The organism is Bacillus cereus group sp. MG1 (assembly GCF_040460035.1).
GTDB lineage: Bacteria > Bacillota > Bacilli > Bacillales > Bacillaceae_G > Bacillus_A > Bacillus_A cereus.
The window spans coordinates 4,747,041-4,770,934 of record NZ_JARVGY010000001.1 but is presented as its reverse complement, the minus strand read 5'-3'; the positions used below and the strand labels follow the sequence as shown (position 1 = coordinate 4,770,934).

Genomic DNA, 23,894 nt, shown 5'->3' with positions numbered 1-23,894 from the left:
TTATTCTTTAAAAAGGAAGACCCCCTATATATTAGTTATTTTTATTCTCAATTTTAAACATTTCCTCTATACAAGCACTTTTTATCTTTTCTTATTTATATTTGGAAAAGAAGCCACACAATTTGGCACGTCTATTCAACGAACTCCATTTCGGTCGTCATTATAATTTGGATTTATATGCAGATTGATTGGTGATGTCCTCAAATACTTGACTTCCAATAATATAGTATCCATGAAGCGCGGCCTCTTTTGAAGCGTCTACCATACGGAAAGAAACAATTTCACCTTGCATTTTTTCAATTTGTTTTTTGTGGAGATCTACTACTCCTCCTGTCCAAATAATAGTATCATACTGGTCTAACTTAAATTGTTCTTGTAATACACGCATGATGTCTTGGAAATGTGTATCCAACTCTTTTTGAATTAAAATATCCACCTGACTTGTCTCATAATTTTCTTCTTTATCTCCATATCCTTTTTCTAATATTTTTGGCATGTCATTAATATGCAATTGATTACTTTCACCCGCATGATTCTGCAGGATATTCTTAATATTTTTCAAAGGCTTGCTACATCCTAGTTCCGTCTCATAATGATTTAAAATGACATTCTGTTTCATATCTGTCATTTCTAATGTACGAAATCCACCATCAATAATTAAGATGCGATCTTGTTCCTGAATGATTCCCTCTTTTAAGAAATAGGCATGTAAAGCGATCGGTTGCTGAAGAATCAAAGCATTTTCAACCGTAATATTAATAAATTTCCCATCAATTTGTACGGAAGTTTCTTTTTTTAGTGCACGTTGTAATTGCTCATGCTGACTACCAAAACAAGTGACTGGAAGCCCGGTAACAACTAAAGGTAACACGACATTTTCTTTATAATCCTTTGCAATGCAACCAAATATTTGTTGTTTAAACTGTTCGCTTTCATAATAATTTTCTATTTCTTCGTCAAATGGAGGAAGAAATGAAGCGTCAGATTGATGTGCTTCATTTCCCATGTAGTATGCAAAGTCTAAGTCTATAAAACTTACCTTTGTTAAATCTTCACTTTCAGCATGATTAGGTACAGGAGCTAGTGTGGCAGCTTCACTCTTAATCGTCACCTCAGAATCTACATCCTGTCGATATGCCCGCTTAGTAAAACCAATTCCTACATCAATTGCATACAGAGATTTCATACTTTTTTCCTCACTTTCTCTTTTTAGAATTAAATCTAAGCACTCTCTTCTTTCCCTTCTTTCACATATTTCTTTTCATTTTCCGTTTTTTCTCCGTCTAGGTTCTTACTATTTTGTTTTATTTCATTATCCTTTTCATCTTTTTTCTTTTTGTTATTTTCGTTTTCTGTTAAATCTTTAATAGTAGAAATGACAACCGGTGTGGCTGTAAGCAGTTGTGGTAATGTTTGTTTTGCAACATTAGCTGCAGTTACAGAGAATTGTTTACTTGTCTCGGTTACCTTCTCTAATGTTTCCTTTATGTTTCCTTCTTGTAGTTTGTCTTTTACGCTTTTTCCTTTTGTTTGTATAGCTTTCCGATTTTCTTTTTTTAACAGAGATACCATGACTCCGGTCGTAATCCCAATCACAGCATATTTAAATATTGTATGTTTCATTTTTCTCACCCTTCTCTACTTTTATTTTCTTCCATGCTACAACCTAAAATAATTAACTTATCTATTTATCAGATATTGCAATCTATTAGAGAGAATGATAGTTTTGCGGCTGCCTATCACTCGCCGTTAGTGTTTCATCTGTTACTAGAAGTAAAATTCTCCCTTGATCTAGTTTTTCTTCATATAAGTTAGCTTCCTCCTTCGACAACCCCATTTCCTCCATTTGATTTCGGAGCTCGTCCCCTTTTTTGGAGAAAAAGTTGATAATACTTGTGCCCAATCCTTGTTCTTTTACTCCAATCGTATTTGTGTTTGTATCATCCGCAATCTTTTTTGTTATATGTTTTTCATGTGTTAAGACGTAAATGTCATCTTGGTGAATCCCTTGCAATTCTAGCTCTTTTACTTTCATAACTACTTCCTGTTCATTTTGATATTCATAAACCACCGGTTTTCTTTCATTCTTATGCATCGTATTTTTCCTCCCTTAGATTTTTTATTTTCTTATTTAGTTGTTATGTAATATGTAATACACCTATTTTAAAGATGTTAAACCTAAATTTTCAAAAAACTTCACATAATAGGTTATTAATGTTTTTGAATATCAAGGAAATGTCACGAGCACTTTGCTTTGATAACAGTGTTACAAATAACGCTTTATTTGGAAGACAAGCCTATTGTTTTATAGAAAATTTCGATTTAAAAAAGTTACAAAAGGAGTACAAGATATTTTTTTCGTTAATTAAATCAAAGGAAAATAAAAAAACACTCTTTTTAAAAGAGTGCTAAAAAACATATACCCTAATAATGTTTCTAGTTTAATTACAGAAAGAAAGTCTTTATTAAAACATATAGTTGCTAATTTAATTGCGATCTTCCTTGCACCCAAGCAGCAATATCATTTATAACATACTCAAGAATATTAGCAGGACTATAATATTCATCCGGTTTACTTATTTCTCCATCCCCTTCTGTAAAGAAATGATTTAACTTTGGATATAGTCGATAATCAATGTTATCTCGTTCTTTTAATTGTTCTTTCCATAGAGAGATTTCGATTTTCGATTGAACTTGATAGTCTCTTTCACCTTGAATAATAAAAAGCGATGTCTTTTGTTCTTTTGACATTTCTGCTGCTTTAATTTTTCGGATGGAATTCTTACTTCACAGAATTTTTTGCTGTTTTCACTATATACTTACTATACAAATGAAAATATACAACGATACTAAATATACAAACTTTGCATAAAAAATGATTTTATAGCCTCTTTTTAATATCCATGCCCACTTTGCCAGCCACCGTGTCCACCTTGCCAACCACCGTGTCCGCCTTGCCAACCACTGTGTCCGCCTTGCCAACCACCGTGTCCACCTTGCCAACCACTATGTCCGCCTTGCCAACCACCGTGTCCACCCGGCCAACCACCGTGTCCGCCTTGCCAACCACCATGTCCACCTTGCCAACCACCATGTCCACCTTGCCAACCACCGTGTCCGCCTTGCCAACCACCGTGTCCACCCGGCCAACCACCACCGTGCCCGCCTTGCCACCAGCCTACATAGCCTTGTCTCTGTGAGTTCATTCCTTCGCATCCCTTCTTATTAAAAATTCAAATACTGTAACTGGGTATTCTCTAAATATAATTATGTATCCAAAAAATAAATGTATCCGCAAACATCTCGATTATCGGTAAAGTAATTATCTAATGAAAAAACATTTATCATTGCAAATCTAAGCTCTATTGTTTTTTACTTTTTTTTAAAAAAATTCCGCTATTTTATTAGCATACTTTTTAGATTCAAATTCGTCATAGTTACTTAGTATTGCAACAGACAAATCATTACTTGGGATCATTTTTCAACATTACATCAGAATCCATAGCTGGGCTTTAGTTATACAATGAAAAACGATACTTCACTATTGAAATATCGCAAAAAACTATTTATTTACATTATTATGATTATAATCCTATCCGGTATTAGTTAATCACCTATAATTGCAACAGGGCTAAACGATTCATAATGAATCAATTCCTTTGGTACTTCCCATTTATACAAAATTTTAATACTAGCTTCCATAAAAGGAAGAGAACCGCATATATAAACTTGCTTCCTTGGTAGCAATATTTCTCTATTTAAACAAACTGCAAGTAACCACTCATCCTTAGAATGAGTGGTTACTCGGTATTTTTATATAAAGAGCCATAAAAATAATGTCAGCATACGAACCATCTTTGAACCTAATTTGGTTTATTTCCCCATCTTCGGTTTACACCACCGACCGACTCTCTAAAAGAAAAACTACTTTTACTCTTTCCTTTTATCGTTTTCACACAATATACATTTTAATTATCATCACTTTACAATAACTCTGTGTATTTATCAAGGGATGTTTTTTAAAATAAAATATATTCATAATTAATTCACAAAATACATTTTCTAATATATATAAGGAGATCTAATTTCATCTAGAAATGTTGTGTTTTGCATAAAAGCCACGAAGATATAAATAAAAAATAATACGATTTGCACGAAAGAATAACCATACAATGTTATCCCTCCTTTAAACACCTATTTAAGAAAAACTTAAGAAATTCACTTCTAAATTCATAAGAATTTTTTCCTATACTTAAAAATAAGTAATTTAACAAAAGGAGAAACGTTCATGAAGAAATTTGTAATTTTTATACTAGGAATAGGCCTCCCTATATACTTACTACCTTTCATATTACGTGGAGATTTAGACAGATTTAATCCGATTGCTGAAGAAAAAAATGTATATGCCGTTGCGAAAGGATATGGTGTTCCAGATTATCATCATAAAGGAAGAGCTATGTACTCACTAAAAGGTGTTGATGAATTAAGCAATGAAAAAGAATATAAAATTGGAACGAACACGCCTAATGATTTTAGAAGAAAAACTTACTTAAAAATTCATGTAAAAGGAAAGTATGTCTATTCTTACGACGTTATTTCTGAAAAGGACATTCCGGAGAAAATAAGGGGACAATTGGAGATAGCAAATAAATAAAAGAGCCAATTCATACGATTTGGCTCTTTATTCTCTCTCCCATCTACCGTTTGGATAATTCTTTCGGTAGATTTATTAAATTCGTTATCATTGTTCCAATAACCATTGCTCAATTACTTTTACTGTTTCATCTCGTTGTGCTTTTGGCGTAATTAAACTCGCATTATCACCTTTTTGCTCACCATACATACCAAAATGAGCATGATTGCCCCCTTTTATCATGTGCATAGTTGTATTTTTGGACATGAACTTTTTATTGTTTTCTATTTTTTCTACAGTTGCTAAAGCATCTACTTCCCCATAAATTGATAACATCGGAATCGATTTCGTAGAGAAGTCATCTGCAGGATACGAACCTAAGAAAATGATTCCGTCTACCTTGTCTTCATGTTGAAAGGCATACTTAGAAATCATAGCTCCTCCCATTGAATGCCCTGCAACATACCATTTTTGAACTTCCGGATACTTTTCAATTACACTGTCTACCTCATTTATTCCAAGTATCGCTAAATTTAATGGTAACTGAGGCATTACTACAAAGTGCCCATCTTTTGCAAGAGCTTCTCCTAAGTAACTATAAGCCTCAGCTTCTACTTTAGCTCCTTGATAAAAAATAACCCCTACTTTCGCATCTTTCGCTCCAAAAACGATATTATCTTCATCTTTTTTATCATCTACTAACGACAAAGCCTCTTGCGTCGGTTTATAAGTAAACTGAGACCAAGTCAAAAAAGTAATACTTCCTATAATTAAAATAGCTAGTAAAGAGTACAGCGTAATTTTTATCCATTTCTTCACAAAGATGACCTCCATAAGATGTATATATTCCATATTTCGGATTATCATTAACACACATAAAAACTCGAGCATTTTTATTATGCTCAAGTTTTTATTTACGCCTTTAATTTATACTATAAATGGTCCAAGATAAATATGTAGCAAATGCAGTCCATAAAAAATATGGAATTAGCAACCATGTCGATACTTTAGATAAATTGGAAGAAACCGCTATGAGAAGCAACGTAGTAATAGCGACTAGTAAACAATCTATTGTTGCTAAAAACAAATTCTTTTGGCTAAATTGAAAATAGCTGAACGCTTGATTGAATATATAATTTAAAAGGAATAAAAACCAAAATGTTTTTGGCTTAAATCCATAGTTGTTGTAAATAATTGCTACTGATAATGCAATAAGTCCAAATAATACAGCCCATATCATTCCGATTGTCATACCAGGAGGTGTCCAAGACGGCTTTTCTAACGCATCATACCAAGTACGATCAATAGGGAATAAAACACTAGAAACATAAAACAAACCATATGTTAGTAAAAATACTATAATACTAGATTTTTTCATAAACATTCTCCTTTTTAATAGAAGGTTTTAGAAACTCTATATGATTCGTATACTCTTTCAATGAATACAACTTTAATACGCAAATAGACATTATAACTTTTACATATCAAATTCATATTGACTCGTGTATTTTATATAAATTCTTTCATACTTTTATATGCACAAAGGGCTCTCTCTCGTGCTGCCTTATGATCAACAATCGGATAAGGGTATGTATTCCCAAGTTTTATATTGGATTTTTGTAAAATATGCTCAGGTGCTTCCCAAGGTTTATGTATATATTTGTTTGGGATATCTCTTAATTCTGGTACCCATCTTCTTATATACTCTCCATTTTTATCAAACTTTTCTCCTTGTGTGATAGGATTAAAAATACGAAAGTACGGTGATGCATCTGCTCCACTTCCAGCAACCCATTGCCATCCCATTGTATTATTTGCAATATCAGCATCTAGTAGTGTATCCATAAACCATTTTGCCACGGAATTAACAAATGCTTTACAAGAAAAGAGGCTACAGCCATTCTTGCCCGATTATGCATAAAACCGGTTTGCCATAGTTCTCGCATTCCCGCATCAATAAACGGATAACCAGTTTCACCCTTCTGCCATACTCTTAATAACTCCTCTTCCTTATTCCACGGAAAATGTTCAAAGCTCTTATTAAGAGGTTTATATACTGTAAATGGATAATGGTATAGTAAATAATAAGAAAACTCTCGCCAAATTAATTGACGTATAAAGCTATTAACTTGTTTTTCAAAGAGACTAGATTGTCTTTCAGTACTTTTATTTATTAAGTAATGAAACATTAGCTTTACTGATATTTGTCCAAATGAAAGATACGGTGCCAACATCGAATGGACATTTTGATTTGGAAAATCTCTTCCTTCACTATAAGAGGCTAATTTACTAGAGAAAAATTTCTTAAATGTTTTGTATGCCCCTTCCTCTGTAGGCTCCCATATTGCTTCCATATGAGATGTCCACGGTATAGTCGGCAACAAGTGTAATTCTGAGACAGATAAGCTTGCTGGTAAAGAGTTTCCCCACTTTATACTCTGCACTCTGTTAATAGGTTTAGGTATTACCTGCTTTTGAAATGCATTGTAAAAAGGCGTAAACACCTTATATTCAGTGTTATCCTTCTTTTTTATAATCCACGGTTCTAATAATAAATGCGAATTAAATTCCTTACAAATAATACCTTTATCTTCTAATATCATTTTCATTTTTTGATTAGATTTTAACCTGTCTGGATCATAACAACTATTCCAATATACAGCCGTTATATCTAATTGTTTTATGAGAGAAAGTATTTCTTCCTGTGTATTTCCTTTGCGGATTATTAAAGTAGAGCCCAATGCCTTAAGTTGCTTTTGGACATCTATTATAGCATGGTGTAACCACCACTTTGCCGCACTTCCTATTGAAAAAGTTTCATCTTGTACATATACCGGAAGAACCTCCCCGGACTGAACAGCCTCAAATAGAGCTGGGTTATCATATAAACGAAAATCTTTTTGAAACATAACGATAATTTTGTTTTGCATGGCTATCCCCTCTTACTCTTAAAACATAATAGATTCTTTATGTGAATAATCCTCTTTTTTACTTTTGCATTATTATATTAATAATTCTTTGTAATCGTAAACAAACGTTTCCATAGTTATTGGACTTCTATCTAGTAAATTCGATAAATCTGATGTGACTTTTTTAGCTAACCCTAATTTTGCAGTTGTATATATTCCAATCATAACCCAAATAAAGTCACTGTTAAGTCCCTTTTGAATCATTCTTTTTCTAAATTTAAATATACTTGGATTTGTATAAGTAATATCTTTATTTATTATTTTTGAAATAATAGCAGCAACTTCATAATATGTTAATGCCTCATTTCCCGTTAAAGAATAAGCTTTAAATTCATGTCCCTCTTCGGTTAATATTTTAGCTGCAACTTCTCCAATATCCCGTACATCTATAAAACTTGTTTCCCCTTTACCAGCAGGTACTTCAATTATTTTTTCATTTCTTAATTCATCACCATGTTGTGATAATAAATTTTGCATAAAAAAACTCGGTCTTAGGAATGTGTAAGGGATCCCAGAAGCCTTTATCATAGCTTCAATTTTAGCATGAGGTACTATCGGATTTTTTTCTACACCTAATAAAGATAAAAATACAATGTGTTTTATACCTATTTCTTTTGCGGCATCTACAACAGGCTGGAAATACTTTTTTGCATCAGCTAGATGTGGTGGTCTTATTAGAAAGACTTTAGTAACACCTGTTAAAGCCGCCTTTACAGATGAGGGGTTTTCAAAATCAAAATACACTCCTTCAGTTTCTCTACTGCGCGTTGTGACTTTGAAAGTAGCATTTCTTTTTATTAGGCATTTTACAACCTCTTTTCCTACATTCCCTGTAGCACCTGTTACTAAAATCATTTTAATCACCCTTTATTTTTTTGTAAATTTTGAATCATACTTTGCAAAACTCGAACTGTATTTTCTACTTCCTCTTTAGGAATACTAGCTGTAGCATTTTTTATAACTTCATCGCTTACATTTTCTATCTCCTGTATTAATGCCTTAGTTTCATCTGTTAAAAATATTAAATGTGACCGTTTATCTTTAGGATTATGTTTTATAAGAATCCATTCTTTTTGCAATAATCTTTGTATAATTCCGGTTACTGTTGGACGGTCTGCTAAGAGCCTTTCAGCAATCATAGCCGGGGTGGTTCCATTTGGATAAAGAGATATATCCTTTAACACAGACCATTGCTGAGCTGTTATTTTATATTCTTTTAATTGATTTGATAATTCTGTTTTCGTCATTATACTTACCTTGTGTAATAAATAGCCTAAATTATTCATATAACCTCCAATATAGTTAGTACACTAATTATATAGTTAGTATACTAACTATAATGTGTAATTACAAACTTCAATTAATAGTTTATATATAAAAGATGTATCAAATTCTTATTTTGTACTATTTCATATTATATTTAAAATCTTCTTTAATCCTGTTTTGCATGTATTGTACACTCTATATACAAAGGTTATTCCTTGCTGTTACTTTAAATAAGCATTTACAATTGTATCTAGCATAGGTATTTCTTATTATCCGATTAGTCATATTTATTCTTAATTCTGCAAAATAAAAAAGAAAATGGAGCGAAAGATGAAAAAACAATTTGATAAACAATCAAACTTAAATACATTTATTGATTCAACAATCCTATGGACTTTTCAAAACAAAAATGCTATAAATACACTTTTGAATGAAGGTAAGCTTATAGCCAATCCTATTTTTGTTAGTAAAGAAGATTTCACAGCATATAAATACATTGTAAGACACATGAAACAGAAAGGTATTGACTTTACTATAGATTTCCCCATTTGGGCATGGCATTCATGCAATGGTTACAAAAAGAAGCCTACTTTTGAGACTGCAAGGGAATTACTATCAGATATTCAATTAGAGAAAGAAATATACCTCATCGAATTCACATGTCCTAATTTTTTATTTATGTTAACAAACTATAGCGGATGGTGCGACATTTATTTTAAACTCACTGGCAATCCTAAAGCAAGTGTAACAAATGATGAAGAAAAATACTTATTTAACCTTTATCCTACCATTGAGGAAGAATGGGAATATCATCATATCCAAGCAACTCTACCCTACCTAAAAAAAGAATGGATTATACAAATAACAGAAATTAGTAAGATGAATGGGTTTAACAAATAATATTGTTTATAAATGCTTTATTTAAGCATTCATAAACATAACAAATAGTCACATTAAACTAATACATTTAAAATAGCGTTTTTTTACAATGGAACCCTAAATAAACTCGTTACTACTATGATTTTGCATACATGTAGCTTACTCATTTAGTTTTGGTCTAGTTTGTAAATATAAATTCAAATCCGGACTTGAACCGCTAATAATTATATCTCGAACAATTTTAGAAAGCACCATACTATATACTAATCCATTATCTCCATACGCATAGATAAAGTGACAATTTGGAAACTCTTCATACATTCCAATTATAGGTAAACCATCATGAGTACCACCATAAAAAGCACTTAAATAAAATTCAGGTTCAACTGTTATATTGGGAAAGAGCTTATTAAATTCATTTACTAATTTCTCTTTTTTATGGATTAATTTTGAATCTCTTTCTTGAGCAATGTTTGTATCTTCATCTAACCCACCTATAATAATCCTGTTATCTGCAGTAGTTCTCATATAAATATATGGTCTCGCAGTTTCCCAAATGAGAGTACGTTTATACCAAGAAGATAAATCTTCTACAGGATTAGTAACAACTGCATATGAGCTAATCAGTGTAGCGTTCTTTTCCTTTTTAAATTCCAACCCTTCATATCCTGCAGCCACAATTACTTTATTGGCAGTAATAGAATTGCCCCCCTTTGTATAAAAGATAGCACATTCTTTCTCTAACTTTTTGCCAACAATCTCTGTATCTTCATAAATTTGAACTCCTTTATTAGCAGCTTGTTCTAATAAACTATGTGTAAATTTATAAGGATTTATTTCACCATCATTATACGTATAAATAGCTGCACGTTTTTTAAATGGATATCTCTGTCCAATTTGTTCCTCTGATAGCCAAGTCGCTTTAAAATCATGCTTATGTAAATAATACAGTTCTTTTTCTAATTTCTTTATATCCTCTTCATAACTTGCATAATATAAACTGTCACGTCGTTTAAAATCAGAGCAATAAGGCAAGTTTTGATCAGCATATTCAATATCATTAATAGCTTGTTCACATAATTTCATATGCTTAACTGCATACTCTTCTCCAAATGTATTTACAAGTTCAAAAAACATCTTGTCACCTAAATATTGAATAAGTGCTGTATTTGTAAGGTTACTCCCGTGTCCTACCTTTCTTTTATCAACGACAACAATATTTAAATCTGATTCACTCAAATAGTATGCTGATTGAGCACCTGAACTTCCTGCTCCTATTATTAGTACGTCACATTTTATATCTTCTTCCAAGCGAGGATAAGAAGATGTATTAGAAAAAGTTGTGTTCCAATATAATTTCCCTTTCTGTAAATCCATTTAAAGTGCACCGTCCTAAATAAAATAGTTATATCCCCATCTGTATCTCCAAATCATTCTTACTATATACTTCTTATCAAATTTATTTTTGCTACCATTAGATTATTAATGCAATATTTTGTTCACCCCTATATGGTATTAAACTAGGCTTATAAAAAGTTAATAGTATATATATTATTTATTTTCATTTAGAAATTTAAGAACTTGGTTAAAAGCTTCTTCACCTGCTGGAGTGTTCATTTTAAATTGAAATTCATGTGCTAACTCGCCAGAGATATTTTTATCAAAGAAAAGTGTATCTACAGGTACTCCTTTATTTTGTAAAGTAGAAGCTAATGCTTTACCTTGCTCTTCAAATGATGCAGTATTTCCATCTGTGATGAACGTTGGTGGGTAATCTTTTGTAACGTGTTTATAAATAGAGGCGATTTCCATTTCAGGTAATGTTTCAAATTTCTTTTTCCCAAAGTAAGCCCAGCCAGTAGTACGCATAAAGTCTTGCACTTCTTTGGATGTTTCCATTTTAGCTAATGCAGGCATATTATACGGGCCGCAAAATAGCAATATACCTTTAATTGTAGAAGGAGCAACAACAGCGTCAATCCCGGTTAATTTCGCATAATCTGGAGATGTTTGAATAGTAACAAATTGTCCAGATATTTGCGCTCCCGCAGAATCTCCTGCAAAATATAGGTCATCTAGTTTTACATTATATTTCTTTGCATTTGCTTTTATATATTCATAAGCCTCACCAAGTTGTAGTACTGGTGTAGGATACTTTCTTTTAGGAGCAAGAGCATAATTTATATTTATCACTGTATAACCACGAGCAGCTAATTCTACTGCATAACCAGTAATGTCTGATTTATCTCCACCTACAAATCCACCCCCGTGCACCCAAAAAATAACAGGTGTTTTCCCTATAAAATTTTTGGGATAAATAATGTCTAATGTACCATCAGGAAATTTAGAATTATAATTGATATCTTTAACAATTCGTGTCTCTTTTAGAGCGTTTTTATAATTATTAGATTGAACAAACATTCCACCTTCAAATGCTTTTTTTATGAGAAACGCTTTCGGAATAGGTGAAACATTCCAAAAAACAACCCCCGCAATAATCAATCCGAAAACAATAAAAAGAGTTAGCAACATTCTTTTTTTCCATATCACTTTAGGTTTTAACTGTTTTATTCTCATAATTAAAGAATCTCCATTCTTTTTAGTAATAATCTTAAAATAAAGTGAAACTTTAATCAGCCCTCACCAATAGGGCTGCCCGTTAATGCGGGATCAATCACAATATACACTTCTATTTTACGATTAACTTTATTATCACCTGCTAATCCGTCCTTAAAATTTTATGCAAAAAGTTATATATTTTTATTATGTACATATTAGGTATCTCCTATAAAACACATTAAAAATTCAAACAAAAAGAGCAAAAGATCCCCATTTATAGAAGATTTCTTTTGCTCTTTGTAAAGGACACAAGTCCAAATAAAAGTTGCTTATCTATCGATAACTTACACATAAGAATGCATTTGTTTCAGTACTTTATTAGCAAAAACTTTAACAACCGTTTCTTTTTCACCCGTTCTATCAATTATGAAACCATGAACTTCAATATCAGAAGGTACTAATGGATGATGACGGATCATATCTATACTCTTTTCAATATTTTCACTAACATTTTTTTGTGCACTCAGCCATTGATTAAGGCTACCACTTGAAAATTCAGGCATGCAATTTTTAAAGAGATAGTCTAATTCTATATTATCTTTTATGAAATCACGTTGAGTTTGTAGATTAACTGAAGAAGTTTCTTTATCCTCTATTCCGACAACAAAAATTTCTTTAACATTTTCTTGATAAATAGCAATAATAATAGATCTCATTATATCTCCATAAGGATGTACAATTACAGAATCATAGCTGTGTATAGTCAACATGTTTTCTTGTTGAATGTTAGTTACTTGTTGGATACTAGGCTCTATTCCGTGTTCAATGTCTGTTAATAATAAAACTTTTTTATTCTTTGAATTCATATGGAGCACTCCTTCTTCATTATTGTATTTATGAAACTTTTAAGCTAGTAACAATAATAATTGTTACCAGTTTTTCCAGCTTCCCTCTGGATCAACACTTGCAAGTCTAACCCATCCATTTTGAACTTTTTCTCGAAATGTGAAATCATTATTTAACAAACGTTCTATATATTCAATAGGTGCTTGAATGACAATTAGTAAACGAAGTGGTGAATGATACGTCTCACTATCTGACTGCATAACCGATTGCCAAGGTAAGCCTGGCAACAGGTCACTAGCATTCCCTTGCATAACACCGAGACCCGCCGTTACGGTTTGGGTTGTTTTATTTCCACTACCATAATAATGAGGAGCTACAGTTGATGCGTAATATTGTAGATTTATCCACTGTGCAACTGTTCCTGGTCCTGCAATAATGTTAGCTAATATATCGCCACTTTCATCCTGTTTCCAATCATAATTATGAAGGAAAGCCCTGCCTTCTAAGTCACAATCTTGAGTTAATTCACGCTGTCCGATAATAAAAGATGCATTACGCGCTAATCCCCATTCTGGACGTATTTCACTCCAATCTTCTGCAAATCGATGTGCCTCTTTACTCGGATTTTTTATTTTCGTTTTAAAATTAGGTAATTGCGTTAAACGTTCTCTATTTGCATGTTGGCTCACATTTGGCATAATCGTCTCGATACAATCAAACGCTTCTTGCGCAGTTTTCGAAAGTTCTGGGACGTAAATCCATTCCAATTCGTCCACTGTTGTTTTATGTTCAGCTGCTGCAAAAATGGTATCCTTAGGAATGTTAATGCCTTCAGCAAACAACGCCTCTCTCACTTCTGGAAGATTACATAAAGTCGCAAAAACTCTTGCATTGAATCCTCCTGCTGCTCCGCCACAAGCACCACACTCAAGTGCTGCAGCATAAGGGTTGTTCGTACTTTGACTACTATGTCCGCACATTACAACTAAAGGAGCAAATTTTTCTGTCAGTCCCACCATTTTTAAAGCTTGACGCACATAGTTCACTTTTTCTTCTTTCGTAAAACCGATAGGTATCTCACCTTTTGTGTCATGAACATGATTAAGCGAGAATGTTGTATCAGGTTTTTGTAACATAGTTTTACGAAGTTTACGAATGAAACCACCAACTCCTCTTGGGACAAAGCTTCTTGTCACCATCTGTAGACCAAGTAAAGGACCACTTAACTCAGGTAGCGCCATACTTGTCAGTACGTTCTGTTTCATCGTTTTAAATGTATAACGCACCGAACTGCCTACCCTCTTACGTTGCTCATAAGATTTAAATTCATTTTCATCTGTAAGCTCTTTTATTTGATGCTTCGGTTTCAGTATAACTGGCAAGGAAGGATGGCTGTCATTACTACCTAGTTCACTAGTCGCAATTGGTAACCCAAAGAAACCAGCTATTCCAAACGTTTCAAACGGACCTAGTTTTTCTAAGTGGCGACGAAACGGTTCTGAACGTACATCAATACAAAATGCTAATTGAGCTAATACACGCTTTTTATCATTGGTTGCGCGTTGTTTAGAAGCAATCTTCTCTCTTAATTGCTCTGCATGCGTTTGTTCCCAAGCTTCCAGCCAAAGTTTCCTGCGAATATTTTCATCAAAACGATATGCAAATGCTAACAATTCGCTTTGTTCAGCTGCAGACATTTGTGACCATTCCCGTGTTGAAATATTCCCCCAATAGATCCAAGAAGCTATAAGTGGGACGATCGAAACTTTTTTCTCAACCTTTTGATTTTTTAAAGATAAATAAGGTTTTGCAATAGCCAGCTCCATAGAAATTCGAACTGCTAAATATTCTATTAAAAGCCCCTGTTCCTGAATTGATTGTTGTGAGCGCCATCGTATCATTCCTGCCCACCCAGGTAAAGAAAGTAAGTGCCCTTCAAGATAAGCTTGTATGTTAGATTCAGAAATTCCTAGTTCAAATAACGCTCTCGCTAAAGCTACTTCGGCATCTTGTGGCCAATCTTTTAAAACTTTACGCTCATTTTTACTGAGCGCTGGATCAAATGTAATAAGGTGTTGCCATGCACGATAAAAACCTTTCTCTCGATTTGGCATCGTCCAACTTGATCCGGAGTCATCAAGATATAATTTACACCATTTAATGATATGATAATTAAGAATATCAGATAGGTTTTCACTATTTTGATTCTCTATAAGCGAACTTATTGGCTGCATAATAGAGGCTTTCATATTTGCTGTATTTATATAACTCATTTCTTCTGCCAATTTATTTAATTCTGGCGATGATAATAGACTAGAAGGTAATTTTTCTAACTTTAAAGCCGCTTGGCAAAATCGCTCTACTTTCTCTCGCGGAATATGAAAAGATTGTGAATCCAGCCAACGAGACAAACTACTTTGTAAAAATGATTCCTCAATCTCACCTTTCGCTTTTGCCGAATGAATCATGGAAGTACTAGGATACATATCCACATTACGAGCTTCTTTTAGCCAATTTGCGACTTGTTCAAATGATTGCTTTTCAAGTCCCATCCAAGGGTGGTGAGCTGCAAACGTAGAGATAGGCCAAAGTGGTGCAATAACTCGGCTAGCAGATGCAACTAAATCATTTATATTATTTTCTTGCATATCAATGTTTGTATCTTTCTTTAATATTGACGATATGCTCATCACGAATTACCTCCCTTTGATACATAATGTTTCAGATAGCTTGGGTGACTTTCTACTGATTTTCTTCTCGCCTCACCTACTCGAACTAACCAAAGATAAAGTACAGCGAATAAAGTAGAAGATTGATGACGAGTAACGAAAGTACTAGTAACACTACTAAATAGTAAAATACATATAACAAAGATAACGGCTGGAGCTGAAGGTTGAACACTTTGATAAATATCAGTATGCAACCATTTATAAAGAGAATTATGAACGGTAAAGTAAATGAGAGAAAATCCAATCAAAACAATTACGCCAGCAATTCGTCCCATTCTTCCCTCTCCAAAAACAACAAGCTGTTTCCATGAAAAGTATAGTGACCAGCCTAAGATTAACGCACTAACTAGTTGATACCCCTCTCCAGAAGTCATAAACCAGAAAGTAATTGCTATAAATAATCCTAAAACACGCCCGACTCTAATCCATAAATTGGACATCTTTTCATTAGACTGATTCACTACCCCAAAACGTTGCACTGAAGAACCAGCTTGTAAAAACAGTGTAGCTTTAAACAAACCATGTAAAATTAAATGAATAACAGCCGCTAAATAGGCGCCTAATGCACATTGAATAAGCATAAATCCCATTTGTGCAATAGTTGAACCTACTAGCTGACGTTTATAGTCAACTTGGACTAAACTAATTCCTGTACCTATCAAGACAGAAATACTAGAGAAAATTAGTAAAATTATTTGTGCAATATCATCATGAAAAAGAGGTGAAAATCTAGTTAACATGATACCGCCAGCATTTACTAAACCCGCATGCATAATAGCAGAAACAGGAGTTGGAGCAACAGCGGACTCAATTAACCATCTTTGAAAAGGCCATTGTGCTGCTGGAATCATCACCGCTAATATAATTAATAAGTTAATTCCTGTTCTCTCCAATGTTCCATGTAGCGCTACATTTTCATTCGTTAAAACTGATGTTAATTGCCACTGTCCAGTTACTTGAAAAAGCCAAATGATAGCTGATAGCAATGCAATCCAACTTATTGTAAATAAATAGCCAGAGATTTTAGTTGCTTCACTAACTACTTTCCACCCTTTATTTAGCCCTATGAGTAGAACCAATCCTATAAGCGTTGCTCCCCAACAAATAATCATGAAACGAAGATCATCACTTAACCATGCAACCGAAGATACACCTGTAGTAAATGTAAAAAGTACAAAGTATTTTCGATATGAGCGATCTCCCATTAAGTAACGTACAGAAAAACGCTGAATGATTAAACCAATTGTAAGAACAAAGAAAGCCATTAACCAAGCTAAAGTATCTAGATGCCAAGGCCCCACAACTCTATCTCCATTGTTATTAACAAGTGCGAGCAAAGAAACCAATGAAGGTAAAGCAGCGATACCAATATGGATATGAACAAAACGTAAAGGTATCCTTGCATGTAAAAACAATAATCCACTTAGCCAAGAAGCACTAAGCGCCATAAAAAATAAAGTTAACAGTGTTGATGAACTCAGCGAAATTAACATGTTAAATACTCCCTTCTAAGCGAAAATAACCTATAAAAATTCCTTTTAATTACGATAGTTTTTTAAATTTCAATTTTCATTCACTCTTTTTAGTGCATCGTTTTTTCCCATAAAAAAAACCGACAACTTCCATAATTCAATGATTTTATATCATCATTGAATTATGGAGATTGTCGGTTTCCCTTCAACTAACTTCAATAAAGTTTTTTGAAGAGCTCCCATTTTATAGAGGATAATAATGTATGTATTACTCCTATTAAAAAGAAATGTATATTTCTGATCTCCTAGATTATGCAATCAATATATCAATTTATGTTATACGCTATCTTTTAATTAAGAAACTTTTTCATTTAGTCAATATTACATATTAAAAAAATGCTAAAGCCTTAATTATAGCAAACTGTTAAAATGAGCATCTATCAATTTTTTAAAACAATTATAAGATAAACCATATTAAGCAGTTTGTCAATTTCTTTATCCGTTTTTTAAGAGTTATCAGAATTAAGATTTATTATACCTAAATAACTTCAAGTTTTTAATTATTAGCCTGTTAATAAAGTGTAAAACTTGTAGGTTTCTTAATCCTTCCACTAACCTTAAGGTATTTTTAAAATTTCTCCTCAAGATTATGAAGCAATTTAAAAATCATTACTCGTTCACCTGTACGGGAGCTTATATCCGTATGAAAGCTTTTCACTTTCTCTCCAGTTAATTCTAGTATAATCTCTTTCAGATCATCAATTCCAGATTCAACTAGCTCCGAACGATTCTTCTTTATCGTTAGCATCCCGTCTTTTGTTTCGCAAACACTATATTCAGCCGGCGTTAAAACACCTTGTAAATTTACGATAATCATATCCCGTAATATATCTGTCTTAACGGATATAGACCCGCGTCCTAGGTAGTCCTTTTCCCAGTGAGTAATTGCTTTGCTTATCTCTGATTCAATAGAGCCTTTTGAGCTTTTCATCTATGTATCCTCCTTCAATAAAATAAATTTACAATAACAATATAATAATCCGGATTGATTTTATTTTCAATTATTGAGAAGAATTTATTGGGATTGTTGTATGGTATCCTTTCATATCATAGCGATTTTTTATATTACAATATAGATTTTTTTGATCATTCCCAACAAGATACTCTTACTATAAAGGCTCTGTTGCATAGATTTCTAAAAAGGACATTCCGGAGAAAATAAGGAAACTCTTGTGACATAATACATAAACGAAAGAGTCGATTTCTTTATAAAATAGGAAATCGACTTTTGCTTAATTATTGATTTAGTAATAAAAACACCTTTTAAAATAACTATGTTTATACTATAGACGTTGATCTTTTTGGAAGTTTAGACGAAAATGATCCTCGTCATTATATACACCAAATTCATACCCTTTCTCTTTATAAAATTTAATAATTTCAGGAAGAGCTTGTAATGTTTGCGCCTTTTCATGCATTAAAACAACTTCTACTTCTTCTGTTGTCTGTTTCTTTACATTATCGATAATCTGAGTTGGATTATCTTTTAATTTCCAATCATTTGAGTCTATTGTCCAATCCCAAACTTTTATTGCTGCTTCTACAATTTGGTTACGAATTTCCTCGCCCTTTAATCCTGGTGCAGATCCATATGGCGGACGAACTAATTTAGGAGTTGTACCCGTAATATTATGAATAAGAGCTAACGTTTCTTTCATCTCCGTTACAAATTGTCCTTTTTTGTATAGCTTATCACTATTATGTGTCATACTATGTGCACCAATATAATGCCCTTCTTTTACTGCTCGCTTTACGTTTTCCTGAAAACCTGTATTTTGTAAATTGCTACCTTGCATAAAAAATGTCGAGGCGACATTTTGCTCTTTTAGTACATCTAAAAATTTCCCAGTTAGTTCGCTAGGACCATCATCGAATGTTAAATAAACAACCTTTCCCACCGGTTTTCCATCAGGTCTTTTCTGTTTTGCTGGTGGTGTTTCTTTTTTCTTTTCTTGTTGTTGCGTGTTAACTTGATTACTACTTTCGTTAGCTATTCCCTTCGCTGGGATAGAGTTCCATTTTCCTATTAAAAAGAAGGTGAAAAAGGTCGTTGCTAAAACAACTCCTAGAGATATTATTACCTTAGTTAGTCGACTTGTTTTTTTCTTACTTTGTGATTCTTTCATTATTTTTCGATCCTTTCCCTATTAATTTTTATATTCATTATTTATACAGCTGAGCATTAACTCCAGCTGATGTTTACAATAAATAGATTAATAGAGGAAGGTGAAGATAAAATGCAGATAATGTCGAATTTAGTTAAAGAATAACGTATGGCATCCACTCTTTAAAAAAATATTTGTTTCTCTACTACAGTTAAATTTGAAAACTGGATATACATCCAAAATAAAAGATACTACTCTTTCTAAACAATATTTTCATATCAAGATAACAACATGCTGGTATAAAGATAAAATACAAAGATAGCCGTACTATTGAAATTCTATTATAATTTTGTAATTGGAATTCATTTGAACCAAATGAAGAACTAGAAGAAATATTATTATGTGGAGGTGCCCCGATGAACCTTGTAATTAGAGAGTTAGAAACAAATGATTTAGATAATCTCCCGGAGATTGATGACAGTTTTATAGTGAATGCTCGGTTAATTCTTTCTCTTTCCAAAGGAAATAAACGTATAGAATATACAGTAGAAGACGTTCCGAGTTATGAAAAAAGTTATTTACAAAATCAAGATGATAATGAAGAACTGGCTTACAATGAATATATAAATAAACCTAATCAAGTCATTTACATAGCACTGTTACATAACCAAATCATTGGATTAATGGTATTGAAAAAGAATTGGAACCACTATGCTTACATAGAAGATATAACGGTAGATAAAAAATATCGTACACTCGGAGTTGGTAAAAGATTAGTTGATCAAGCAAAGCAGTGGGCAAAAAAAGGCAATATGCCAGGTATCATGCTTGAAACGCAAAATAATAATGTCGCAGCATGTAAGTTCTATGAAAAATGCGGATTTGTAATTGGTGGGTGTGATTTTCTTGTTTATAAAGGTTTGGATATTGAAAATGATGAAGTTGCAATTTATTGGTATTTGCATTTCAAATGAAACTGTTTTTAACATTAAACAAAGTCAAAATAAAAACCCCAATTTCTCTATATTAAAATTGAGAAACTGGGGTTAAGTTATTTAACCATATTTTTTATTTAAAACAAATAACTAATTAATAACCCTGCTGATAATAAGAAGCCAAAAATCGTATTTGTCATCGCTGTTGATTTCATTGCGATGCGCATATACCCAGGATCCTTTGCCCCTTTTTGGAAACTTTGAATCGCAGAAATCGGCTTTCTCAAACCTAGGAACATAACTAATGCCCAAGGGCTTATATAACCCATTAATACAATTACGGCAATCCATAAATACGCAATGAAAAAGGCTACCGCTAGTGTTACCACAGCTTTCTCTCTCCCAAGGAGGATTACTAATGTCTTTCTTCCACCTTTAATATCTTCTTCGATATCTCTGATGTTATTCGACATATTGATTGCACCGACTAAAATTCCAATTGGAATGGAAATCAATACACTTTCAATCGTTATCGTATTCGTTTGAATAAAGAAAGCAATGAGTACAAAACATGTCCCCATTAACAATCCAGAAACTAATTCTCCAAACGGGGTGTACGCAATTGGTAGTGGACCACCTGTATATAAATAGCCAACTGCCATCCCAATTAAACCAATAACCACTAACCACCAACTACTATTCATACAAATATAAATGCCAATAAAAGCTGCTACGACATACAATAAAAGCGCAACTGTTAAAACATTTTTTGGCTTCAATCCATGACGGACAATTCCGCCACCGATGCCAACGGATTCAGCAGTGTCTAATCCACGTTTAAAATCATAGTACTCATTAAATAAGTTCGTTGCTATTTGCAATGCTAAACATGCAACCATCATCGCAATAAATAACAGCCAATCAATTTTGGCAACATAAAGTGATGCCACTGTTCCTAAAATTACAGGAGAAAACGTCGCCGTTAATGTATGCGGGCGCGTCATCTTCCATATTAATTTAGCGGAACTAATTTCTTTTTCTGTCCCCATAACTCTGTTCAATCTCCCTACATTTTAAGTATAAATTACTAGCAGTATCTTTCTATCTATTTCCTGCCACGCATCCATTCATTATATCAATAAATGATTATCCTTTCTAACAAATCAACTTTTAATAAGGTGAAAAATTATAAAATGAAACTTTAATCAGTAGGAATTTTGTCACCCCCACTGATTATTAGTACATATCCATTGTTTTTTTACGGGCAGCCCTCCCATTCGTTGAATTTTGTGGTGGGAGTCTTACTGCCCGTTAATGCGGGATAAAAAAGAAGTCAAATTACTTCCAAACAACACCTCGCCTCTCATATTCCATTCTGTATTCAACGGCAGCCGCAATTTTAGGGCTTGCGAATCTTTCCGTGATCCAAAGTCCCAAATCAACTCCTGAAGTAACTCCTCTTGCAGTGATAATATCCCCTTGATCCGCAATTCTGTAATGAAGAAGCTCTGCCCCGTATTCACTCATTTCATCCTGTGCCAAATAGTGCATCGTTGCCTTTCGACCGTTCAATATACCAGAGGCAGCTAATAGCATACCTCCTGTACACACACCAGCAACAATTGTTCCTGCATTGTGCATCTCGCTAATCATTTCGGTCAAAGTACCAAGCTCTGCTTGCTTTCGTGCCCCATGCTCTGCTTTATGATTCCAGCCACCACCAGGTACAATTAACAAATCTGGCCTATTATCCATTCGTAAAAAATCATGTAGTTTAACCGTAACTCCAAATGAAGTCGTAACTTCTTGTTTTTGTTCACTCGAAACGAATTCAATTGTAAATGGAGCCCCTTCTTCTATCGCTCTTTTCAGTACCTCAAACGGTGCGAAAGAGACAAGTTCTCCGAAACCATCAAACAATACTATTTGTATTTTCATTTTCGGACACCTCATATGCTTTCTTTTTTAAATTGTAGATATATATAATGATTGGGCAACCTCAAAGTGTAAATTGTAAAGTATACCTAGATTATTCAAATAAAAAATAATATCCCACATAGTTAAATACATTTGTAAACCCTACATTTTCCACAACTGCAACAGAAGGCTTGTTCAATTCCATACAGTCCCAATATGGAATAATATCATTCTCCAAACAATCTTTCACAAAACTATGCGCTATCTTTTGAGCTAATTTTCTCCCTTGGTGACCTTTTATCGTTTCAATATCTATACAATGGATATTTGCAAATACAAAACCTGAAAAACATACACTTACAATTAGATCATCATAAACAACGCAATAACCGATTCCCTCATCGAAAAAACAATCCGGTGAAGACCAAAACTCTAAAATTTTTGATTGTAAAAAATCAATATTCTTAAATGTATTGTTATTATTTTCATAGAGAGCTTTACTCATTTTCAGCACAGTATATCCCTGTTCAAATTTAGGCTCATGATGATTGTCATAATCCTCTTTTCTTAGCGTATACACTCTTTGATTCCAACTCTTTAATTTACGGTGCTGAAATATTCTTTCAATTGTTTTGTTCCATTTTGAATGATTACCGATTCCTTCAAAGCAATCTAGTCCTACCTTCCTCGCCTCAGGTACTATTACATTATTAATAAAATGATTCATTTCTTTATTAAACTCTTCATTTGCAGAATCTCCAATGAAGAAGAATCCATCATTATTACCTAACCAAATAAGTCCCGAATTAGGAGCAGTACTATTATCTACAAATATACGACCAGGGTTCACTCCTGCAATTACAGCACGTACCTCTAATTGACCTTGTTCATTCACTAAACTATTACACCTATAAAAATCATTCTTGCTTAGTTCACAGATCATACGTTACATCCCCTTTTTTAAACTGTTCTATTCTAACTTTACCACTTTCACATAATATTCTGTATTATTTTCAAGAGTGGTTTTAAAGCGATGCGATAAGTAAATGAAATACATAATAAAAAAGAGCCAATCCCCTATAAGATAGAAGATTGACTCTTTCCTTTATTTACTCCCCTGTTTCAGAAAATCGCTTTATACGTTCACCAATTTCATCACGAACACGTTGAAATTCGGACCACTCTTTTCCTGCTGGATCATCAAATCCCCAATGAACACGATTTACATGCGGCGGAGTAGATGGACAAACAGAATCCGCATGACTACACAGCGTAACGACTAAATCAGCACTATTTAAAATGTTTGCATCAATTATATCTGATGTTTGATTTGTTATGTCGATATTTACTTCGTTCATTGCTTTAATTGCATTTGGATTTACTCCATGTGCTTCAATTCCTGCAGAATATACATTCCATTTATCACCTAAATATTGTTTGCCCCATGCTTCTGCCATTTGGCTTCGGCATGAATTTCCTGTGCATAAGAAATAGATTGTCTTTTTGTTTTCCATGTTGTTTTCC

At 33.2% G+C, this 23,894-nt stretch carries 22 protein-coding genes and 3 pseudogenes; 4 read left to right on the top strand and 21 right to left on the bottom strand.

Annotated elements, in window-relative coordinates; translation table 11 throughout:
* Positions 1 to 160: 160 nt before the first annotated feature.
* The 3 genes from QCI79_RS24890 to QCI79_RS24880 all read right to left on the bottom strand — a co-directional run bounded on the left by QCI79_RS24890 (position 161) and on the right by QCI79_RS24880 (position 2,095).
* Complete coding sequence (locus tag QCI79_RS24890) at positions 161 to 1,186, bottom strand: ParM/StbA family protein (RefSeq protein WP_000839455.1); 1,026 nt, start codon at positions 1,184 to 1,186, stop codon at positions 161 to 163.
* A gap of 35 nt (positions 1,187 to 1,221) precedes the next feature.
* Entirely contained in the window at positions 1,222 to 1,623 is a 402-nt protein-coding gene (locus QCI79_RS24885; protein ID WP_000683226.1) for a hypothetical protein, read from the bottom strand.
* Between the two features lie 85 nt (positions 1,624 to 1,708).
* Positions 1,709 to 2,095, bottom strand: a complete 387-nt coding sequence (locus tag QCI79_RS24880) for a YflT domain-containing protein (protein ID WP_000549440.1) — start codon at positions 2,093 to 2,095, stop codon at positions 1,709 to 1,711.
* A gap of 119 nt (positions 2,096 to 2,214) precedes the next feature.
* Here QCI79_RS24880 and QCI79_RS24875 point away from each other — a divergent pair.
* Positions 2,215 to 2,369 (top strand): annotated as a pseudogene (locus QCI79_RS24875) (acyl dehydratase).
* Between the two features lie 112 nt (positions 2,370 to 2,481).
* Here QCI79_RS24875 and QCI79_RS24870 read toward each other — a convergent pair.
* Positions 2,482 to 2,781, bottom strand: a pseudogene (locus tag QCI79_RS24870) (alpha/beta hydrolase); the annotation flags it as partial.
* A gap of 113 nt (positions 2,782 to 2,894) precedes the next feature.
* Complete coding sequence (locus tag QCI79_RS24865; protein ID WP_001088228.1) at positions 2,895 to 3,206, bottom strand: hypothetical protein; 312 nt, start codon at positions 3,204 to 3,206, stop codon at positions 2,895 to 2,897.
* A 1,082-nt stretch (positions 3,207 to 4,288) separates the two neighbouring features.
* On the opposite strand from QCI79_RS24865, the gene QCI79_RS24860 reads away from it, so the two are divergent.
* A complete protein-coding gene (locus tag QCI79_RS24860) occupies positions 4,289 to 4,654 on the top strand; it encodes a YxeA family protein (RefSeq protein WP_000714895.1) in 366 nt (121 codons plus the stop codon).
* A gap of 87 nt (positions 4,655 to 4,741) precedes the next feature.
* Here QCI79_RS24860 and QCI79_RS24855 read toward each other — a convergent pair whose 3' ends face one another.
* The 5 genes and pseudogenes from QCI79_RS24855 to QCI79_RS24835 form a co-directional block, all read right to left on the bottom strand.
* Positions 4,742 to 5,452, bottom strand: coding sequence for an alpha/beta hydrolase (locus QCI79_RS24855; protein WP_000758827.1), 711 nt, complete (start codon positions 5,450 to 5,452; stop codon positions 4,742 to 4,744).
* Positions 5,453 to 5,555: 103 nt separating this feature from the next.
* Complete coding sequence (locus tag QCI79_RS24850) at positions 5,556 to 6,011, bottom strand: TspO/MBR family protein (protein WP_000749742.1); 456 nt, start codon at positions 6,009 to 6,011, stop codon at positions 5,556 to 5,558.
* 131 nt (positions 6,012 to 6,142) lie between these two features.
* A pseudogene (locus QCI79_RS24845) lies at positions 6,143 to 7,563 on the bottom strand (cryptochrome/photolyase family protein).
* Positions 7,564 to 7,635: 72 nt separating this feature from the next.
* On the bottom strand, positions 7,636 to 8,457 hold the full coding sequence (locus QCI79_RS24840) for an SDR family oxidoreductase (RefSeq protein WP_000604773.1): 822 nt from the start codon (positions 8,455 to 8,457) through the stop codon (positions 7,636 to 7,638).
* Between the two features lie 5 nt (positions 8,458 to 8,462).
* Positions 8,463 to 8,888: a MarR family winged helix-turn-helix transcriptional regulator gene (locus tag QCI79_RS24835; protein ID WP_001061039.1), complete on the bottom strand. Its 426-nt coding sequence runs from the start codon at positions 8,886 to 8,888 to the stop codon at positions 8,463 to 8,465.
* A gap of 310 nt (positions 8,889 to 9,198) precedes the next feature.
* Here QCI79_RS24835 and QCI79_RS24830 point away from each other — a divergent pair, with 310 nt between their 5' ends.
* A complete protein-coding gene (locus QCI79_RS24830; RefSeq protein WP_000743850.1) occupies positions 9,199 to 9,768 on the top strand; it encodes a DUF3841 domain-containing protein in 570 nt (189 codons plus the stop codon).
* A gap of 138 nt (positions 9,769 to 9,906) precedes the next feature.
* On the opposite strand, the gene QCI79_RS24825 is transcribed toward QCI79_RS24830, so the two are convergent.
* The 7 genes from QCI79_RS24825 to QCI79_RS24795 form a co-directional block, all read right to left on the bottom strand.
* On the bottom strand, positions 9,907 to 11,124 hold the full coding sequence (locus QCI79_RS24825) for an NAD(P)/FAD-dependent oxidoreductase (protein WP_000365648.1): 1,218 nt from the start codon (positions 11,122 to 11,124) through the stop codon (positions 9,907 to 9,909).
* 174 nt (positions 11,125 to 11,298) lie between these two features.
* A complete protein-coding gene (locus tag QCI79_RS24820) occupies positions 11,299 to 12,324 on the bottom strand; it encodes an alpha/beta hydrolase (protein WP_001220683.1) in 1,026 nt (341 codons plus the stop codon).
* 326 nt (positions 12,325 to 12,650) lie between these two features.
* Entirely contained in the window at positions 12,651 to 13,172 is a 522-nt protein-coding gene (locus QCI79_RS24815; RefSeq protein WP_001086248.1) for a carbonic anhydrase, read from the bottom strand.
* A gap of 63 nt (positions 13,173 to 13,235) precedes the next feature.
* On the bottom strand, positions 13,236 to 15,842 hold the full coding sequence (locus QCI79_RS24810) for a DUF2309 domain-containing protein (protein WP_021727788.1): 2,607 nt from the start codon (positions 15,840 to 15,842) through the stop codon (positions 13,236 to 13,238).
* Entirely contained in the window at positions 15,842 to 17,374 is a 1,533-nt protein-coding gene (locus tag QCI79_RS24805) for an NADH dehydrogenase subunit 5 (protein WP_000908921.1), read from the bottom strand. The genes QCI79_RS24810 and QCI79_RS24805 overlap by 1 nt, the downstream gene beginning before the upstream one ends.
* 607 nt (positions 17,375 to 17,981) lie before the next feature.
* Positions 17,982 to 18,344 (bottom strand): Na-translocating system protein MpsC family protein, encoded by a 363-nt coding sequence (locus QCI79_RS24800; protein WP_000842548.1) that lies wholly within the window; start codon positions 18,342 to 18,344, stop codon positions 17,982 to 17,984.
* 352 nt (positions 18,345 to 18,696) lie between these two features.
* Complete coding sequence (locus tag QCI79_RS24795) at positions 18,697 to 19,539, bottom strand: polysaccharide deacetylase family protein (protein ID WP_000665177.1); 843 nt, start codon at positions 19,537 to 19,539, stop codon at positions 18,697 to 18,699.
* A 395-nt stretch (positions 19,540 to 19,934) separates the two neighbouring features.
* On the opposite strand from QCI79_RS24795, the gene satA reads away from it, so the two are divergent.
* Entirely contained in the window at positions 19,935 to 20,492 is a 558-nt protein-coding gene (satA, locus tag QCI79_RS24790) for a streptothricin N-acetyltransferase SatA (protein WP_001054991.1), read from the top strand.
* 98 nt (positions 20,493 to 20,590) lie between these two features.
* On the opposite strand, the gene menA is transcribed toward satA, so the two are convergent.
* The 4 genes from menA to arsC all read right to left on the bottom strand — a co-directional run bounded on the left by menA (position 20,591) and on the right by arsC (position 23,884).
* Positions 20,591 to 21,502, bottom strand: coding sequence for a 1,4-dihydroxy-2-naphthoate polyprenyltransferase (gene menA / locus QCI79_RS24785; RefSeq protein WP_000536384.1), 912 nt, complete (start codon positions 21,500 to 21,502; stop codon positions 20,591 to 20,593).
* Positions 21,503 to 21,791: 289 nt separating this feature from the next.
* The gene (locus QCI79_RS24780) at positions 21,792 to 22,391 is read right to left on the bottom strand and encodes a DJ-1/PfpI family protein (protein ID WP_000701557.1); all 600 of its coding nucleotides are present in this window, start codon (positions 22,389 to 22,391) and stop codon (positions 21,792 to 21,794) included.
* 91 nt (positions 22,392 to 22,482) lie between these two features.
* Positions 22,483 to 23,313 carry a GNAT family N-acetyltransferase gene (locus QCI79_RS24775; protein ID WP_000562836.1) on the bottom strand — a complete coding sequence of 277 codons (831 nt, stop codon included), beginning with the start codon at positions 23,311 to 23,313 and terminating at the stop codon, positions 22,483 to 22,485.
* 166 nt (positions 23,314 to 23,479) lie between these two features.
* Positions 23,480 to 23,884 carry an arsenate reductase (thioredoxin) gene (gene arsC / locus QCI79_RS24770; RefSeq protein ID WP_000428354.1) on the bottom strand — a complete coding sequence of 135 codons (405 nt, stop codon included), beginning with the start codon at positions 23,882 to 23,884 and terminating at the stop codon, positions 23,480 to 23,482.
* Positions 23,885 to 23,894 lie beyond the last annotated feature (10 nt).

What these genes read in the sequence shown, in the direction of transcription:
- QCI79_RS24890 (WP_000839455.1), bottom strand. Translation starts at nt 1,186, where the DNA reads ATGAAATCTCTGTATGCAATTGATGTAGGAATTGGTTTTACTAAGCGG.
- QCI79_RS24885 (WP_000683226.1), bottom strand. Translation starts at nt 1,623, where the DNA reads ATGAAACATACAATATTTAAATATGCTGTGATTGGGATTACGACCGGA.
- QCI79_RS24880 (WP_000549440.1), bottom strand. Translation starts at nt 2,095, where the DNA reads ATGCATAAGAATGAAAGAAAACCGGTGGTTTATGAATATCAAAATGAA.
- QCI79_RS24865 (WP_001088228.1), bottom strand. Translation starts at nt 3,206, where the DNA reads ATGAACTCACAGAGACAAGGCTATGTAGGCTGGTGGCAAGGCGGGCAC.
- QCI79_RS24860 (WP_000714895.1), top strand. Translation starts at nt 4,289, where the DNA reads ATGAAGAAATTTGTAATTTTTATACTAGGAATAGGCCTCCCTATATAC.
- QCI79_RS24850 (WP_000749742.1), bottom strand. Translation starts at nt 6,011, where the DNA reads ATGAAAAAATCTAGTATTATAGTATTTTTACTAACATATGGTTTGTTT.
- QCI79_RS24840 (WP_000604773.1), bottom strand. Translation starts at nt 8,457, where the DNA reads ATGATTTTAGTAACAGGTGCTACAGGGAATGTAGGAAAAGAGGTTGTA.
- QCI79_RS24835 (WP_001061039.1), bottom strand. Translation starts at nt 8,888, where the DNA reads ATGAATAATTTAGGCTATTTATTACACAAGGTAAGTATAATGACGAAA.
- QCI79_RS24830 (WP_000743850.1), top strand. Translation starts at nt 9,199, where the DNA reads ATGAAAAAACAATTTGATAAACAATCAAACTTAAATACATTTATTGAT.
- QCI79_RS24825 (WP_000365648.1), bottom strand. Translation starts at nt 11,124, where the DNA reads ATGGATTTACAGAAAGGGAAATTATATTGGAACACAACTTTTTCTAAT.
- QCI79_RS24820 (WP_001220683.1), bottom strand. Translation starts at nt 12,324, where the DNA reads ATGAGAATAAAACAGTTAAAACCTAAAGTGATATGGAAAAAAAGAATG.
- QCI79_RS24815 (WP_001086248.1), bottom strand. Translation starts at nt 13,172, where the DNA reads ATGAATTCAAAGAATAAAAAAGTTTTATTATTAACAGACATTGAACAC.
- QCI79_RS24810 (WP_021727788.1), bottom strand. Translation starts at nt 15,842, where the DNA reads ATGAGCATATCGTCAATATTAAAGAAAGATACAAACATTGATATGCAA.
- QCI79_RS24805 (WP_000908921.1), bottom strand. Translation starts at nt 17,374, where the DNA reads ATGTTAATTTCGCTGAGTTCATCAACACTGTTAACTTTATTTTTTATG.
- QCI79_RS24800 (WP_000842548.1), bottom strand. Translation starts at nt 18,344, where the DNA reads ATGAAAAGCTCAAAAGGCTCTATTGAATCAGAGATAAGCAAAGCAATT.
- QCI79_RS24795 (WP_000665177.1), bottom strand. Translation starts at nt 19,539, where the DNA reads ATGAAAGAATCACAAAGTAAGAAAAAAACAAGTCGACTAACTAAGGTA.
- satA (WP_001054991.1), top strand. Translation starts at nt 19,935, where the DNA reads ATGAACCTTGTAATTAGAGAGTTAGAAACAAATGATTTAGATAATCTC.
- menA (WP_000536384.1), bottom strand. Translation starts at nt 21,502, where the DNA reads ATGGGGACAGAAAAAGAAATTAGTTCCGCTAAATTAATATGGAAGATG.
- QCI79_RS24780 (WP_000701557.1), bottom strand. Translation starts at nt 22,391, where the DNA reads ATGAAAATACAAATAGTATTGTTTGATGGTTTCGGAGAACTTGTCTCT.
- QCI79_RS24775 (WP_000562836.1), bottom strand. Translation starts at nt 23,313, where the DNA reads ATGATCTGTGAACTAAGCAAGAATGATTTTTATAGGTGTAATAGTTTA.
- arsC (WP_000428354.1), bottom strand. Translation starts at nt 23,884, where the DNA reads ATGGAAAACAAAAAGACAATCTATTTCTTATGCACAGGAAATTCATGC.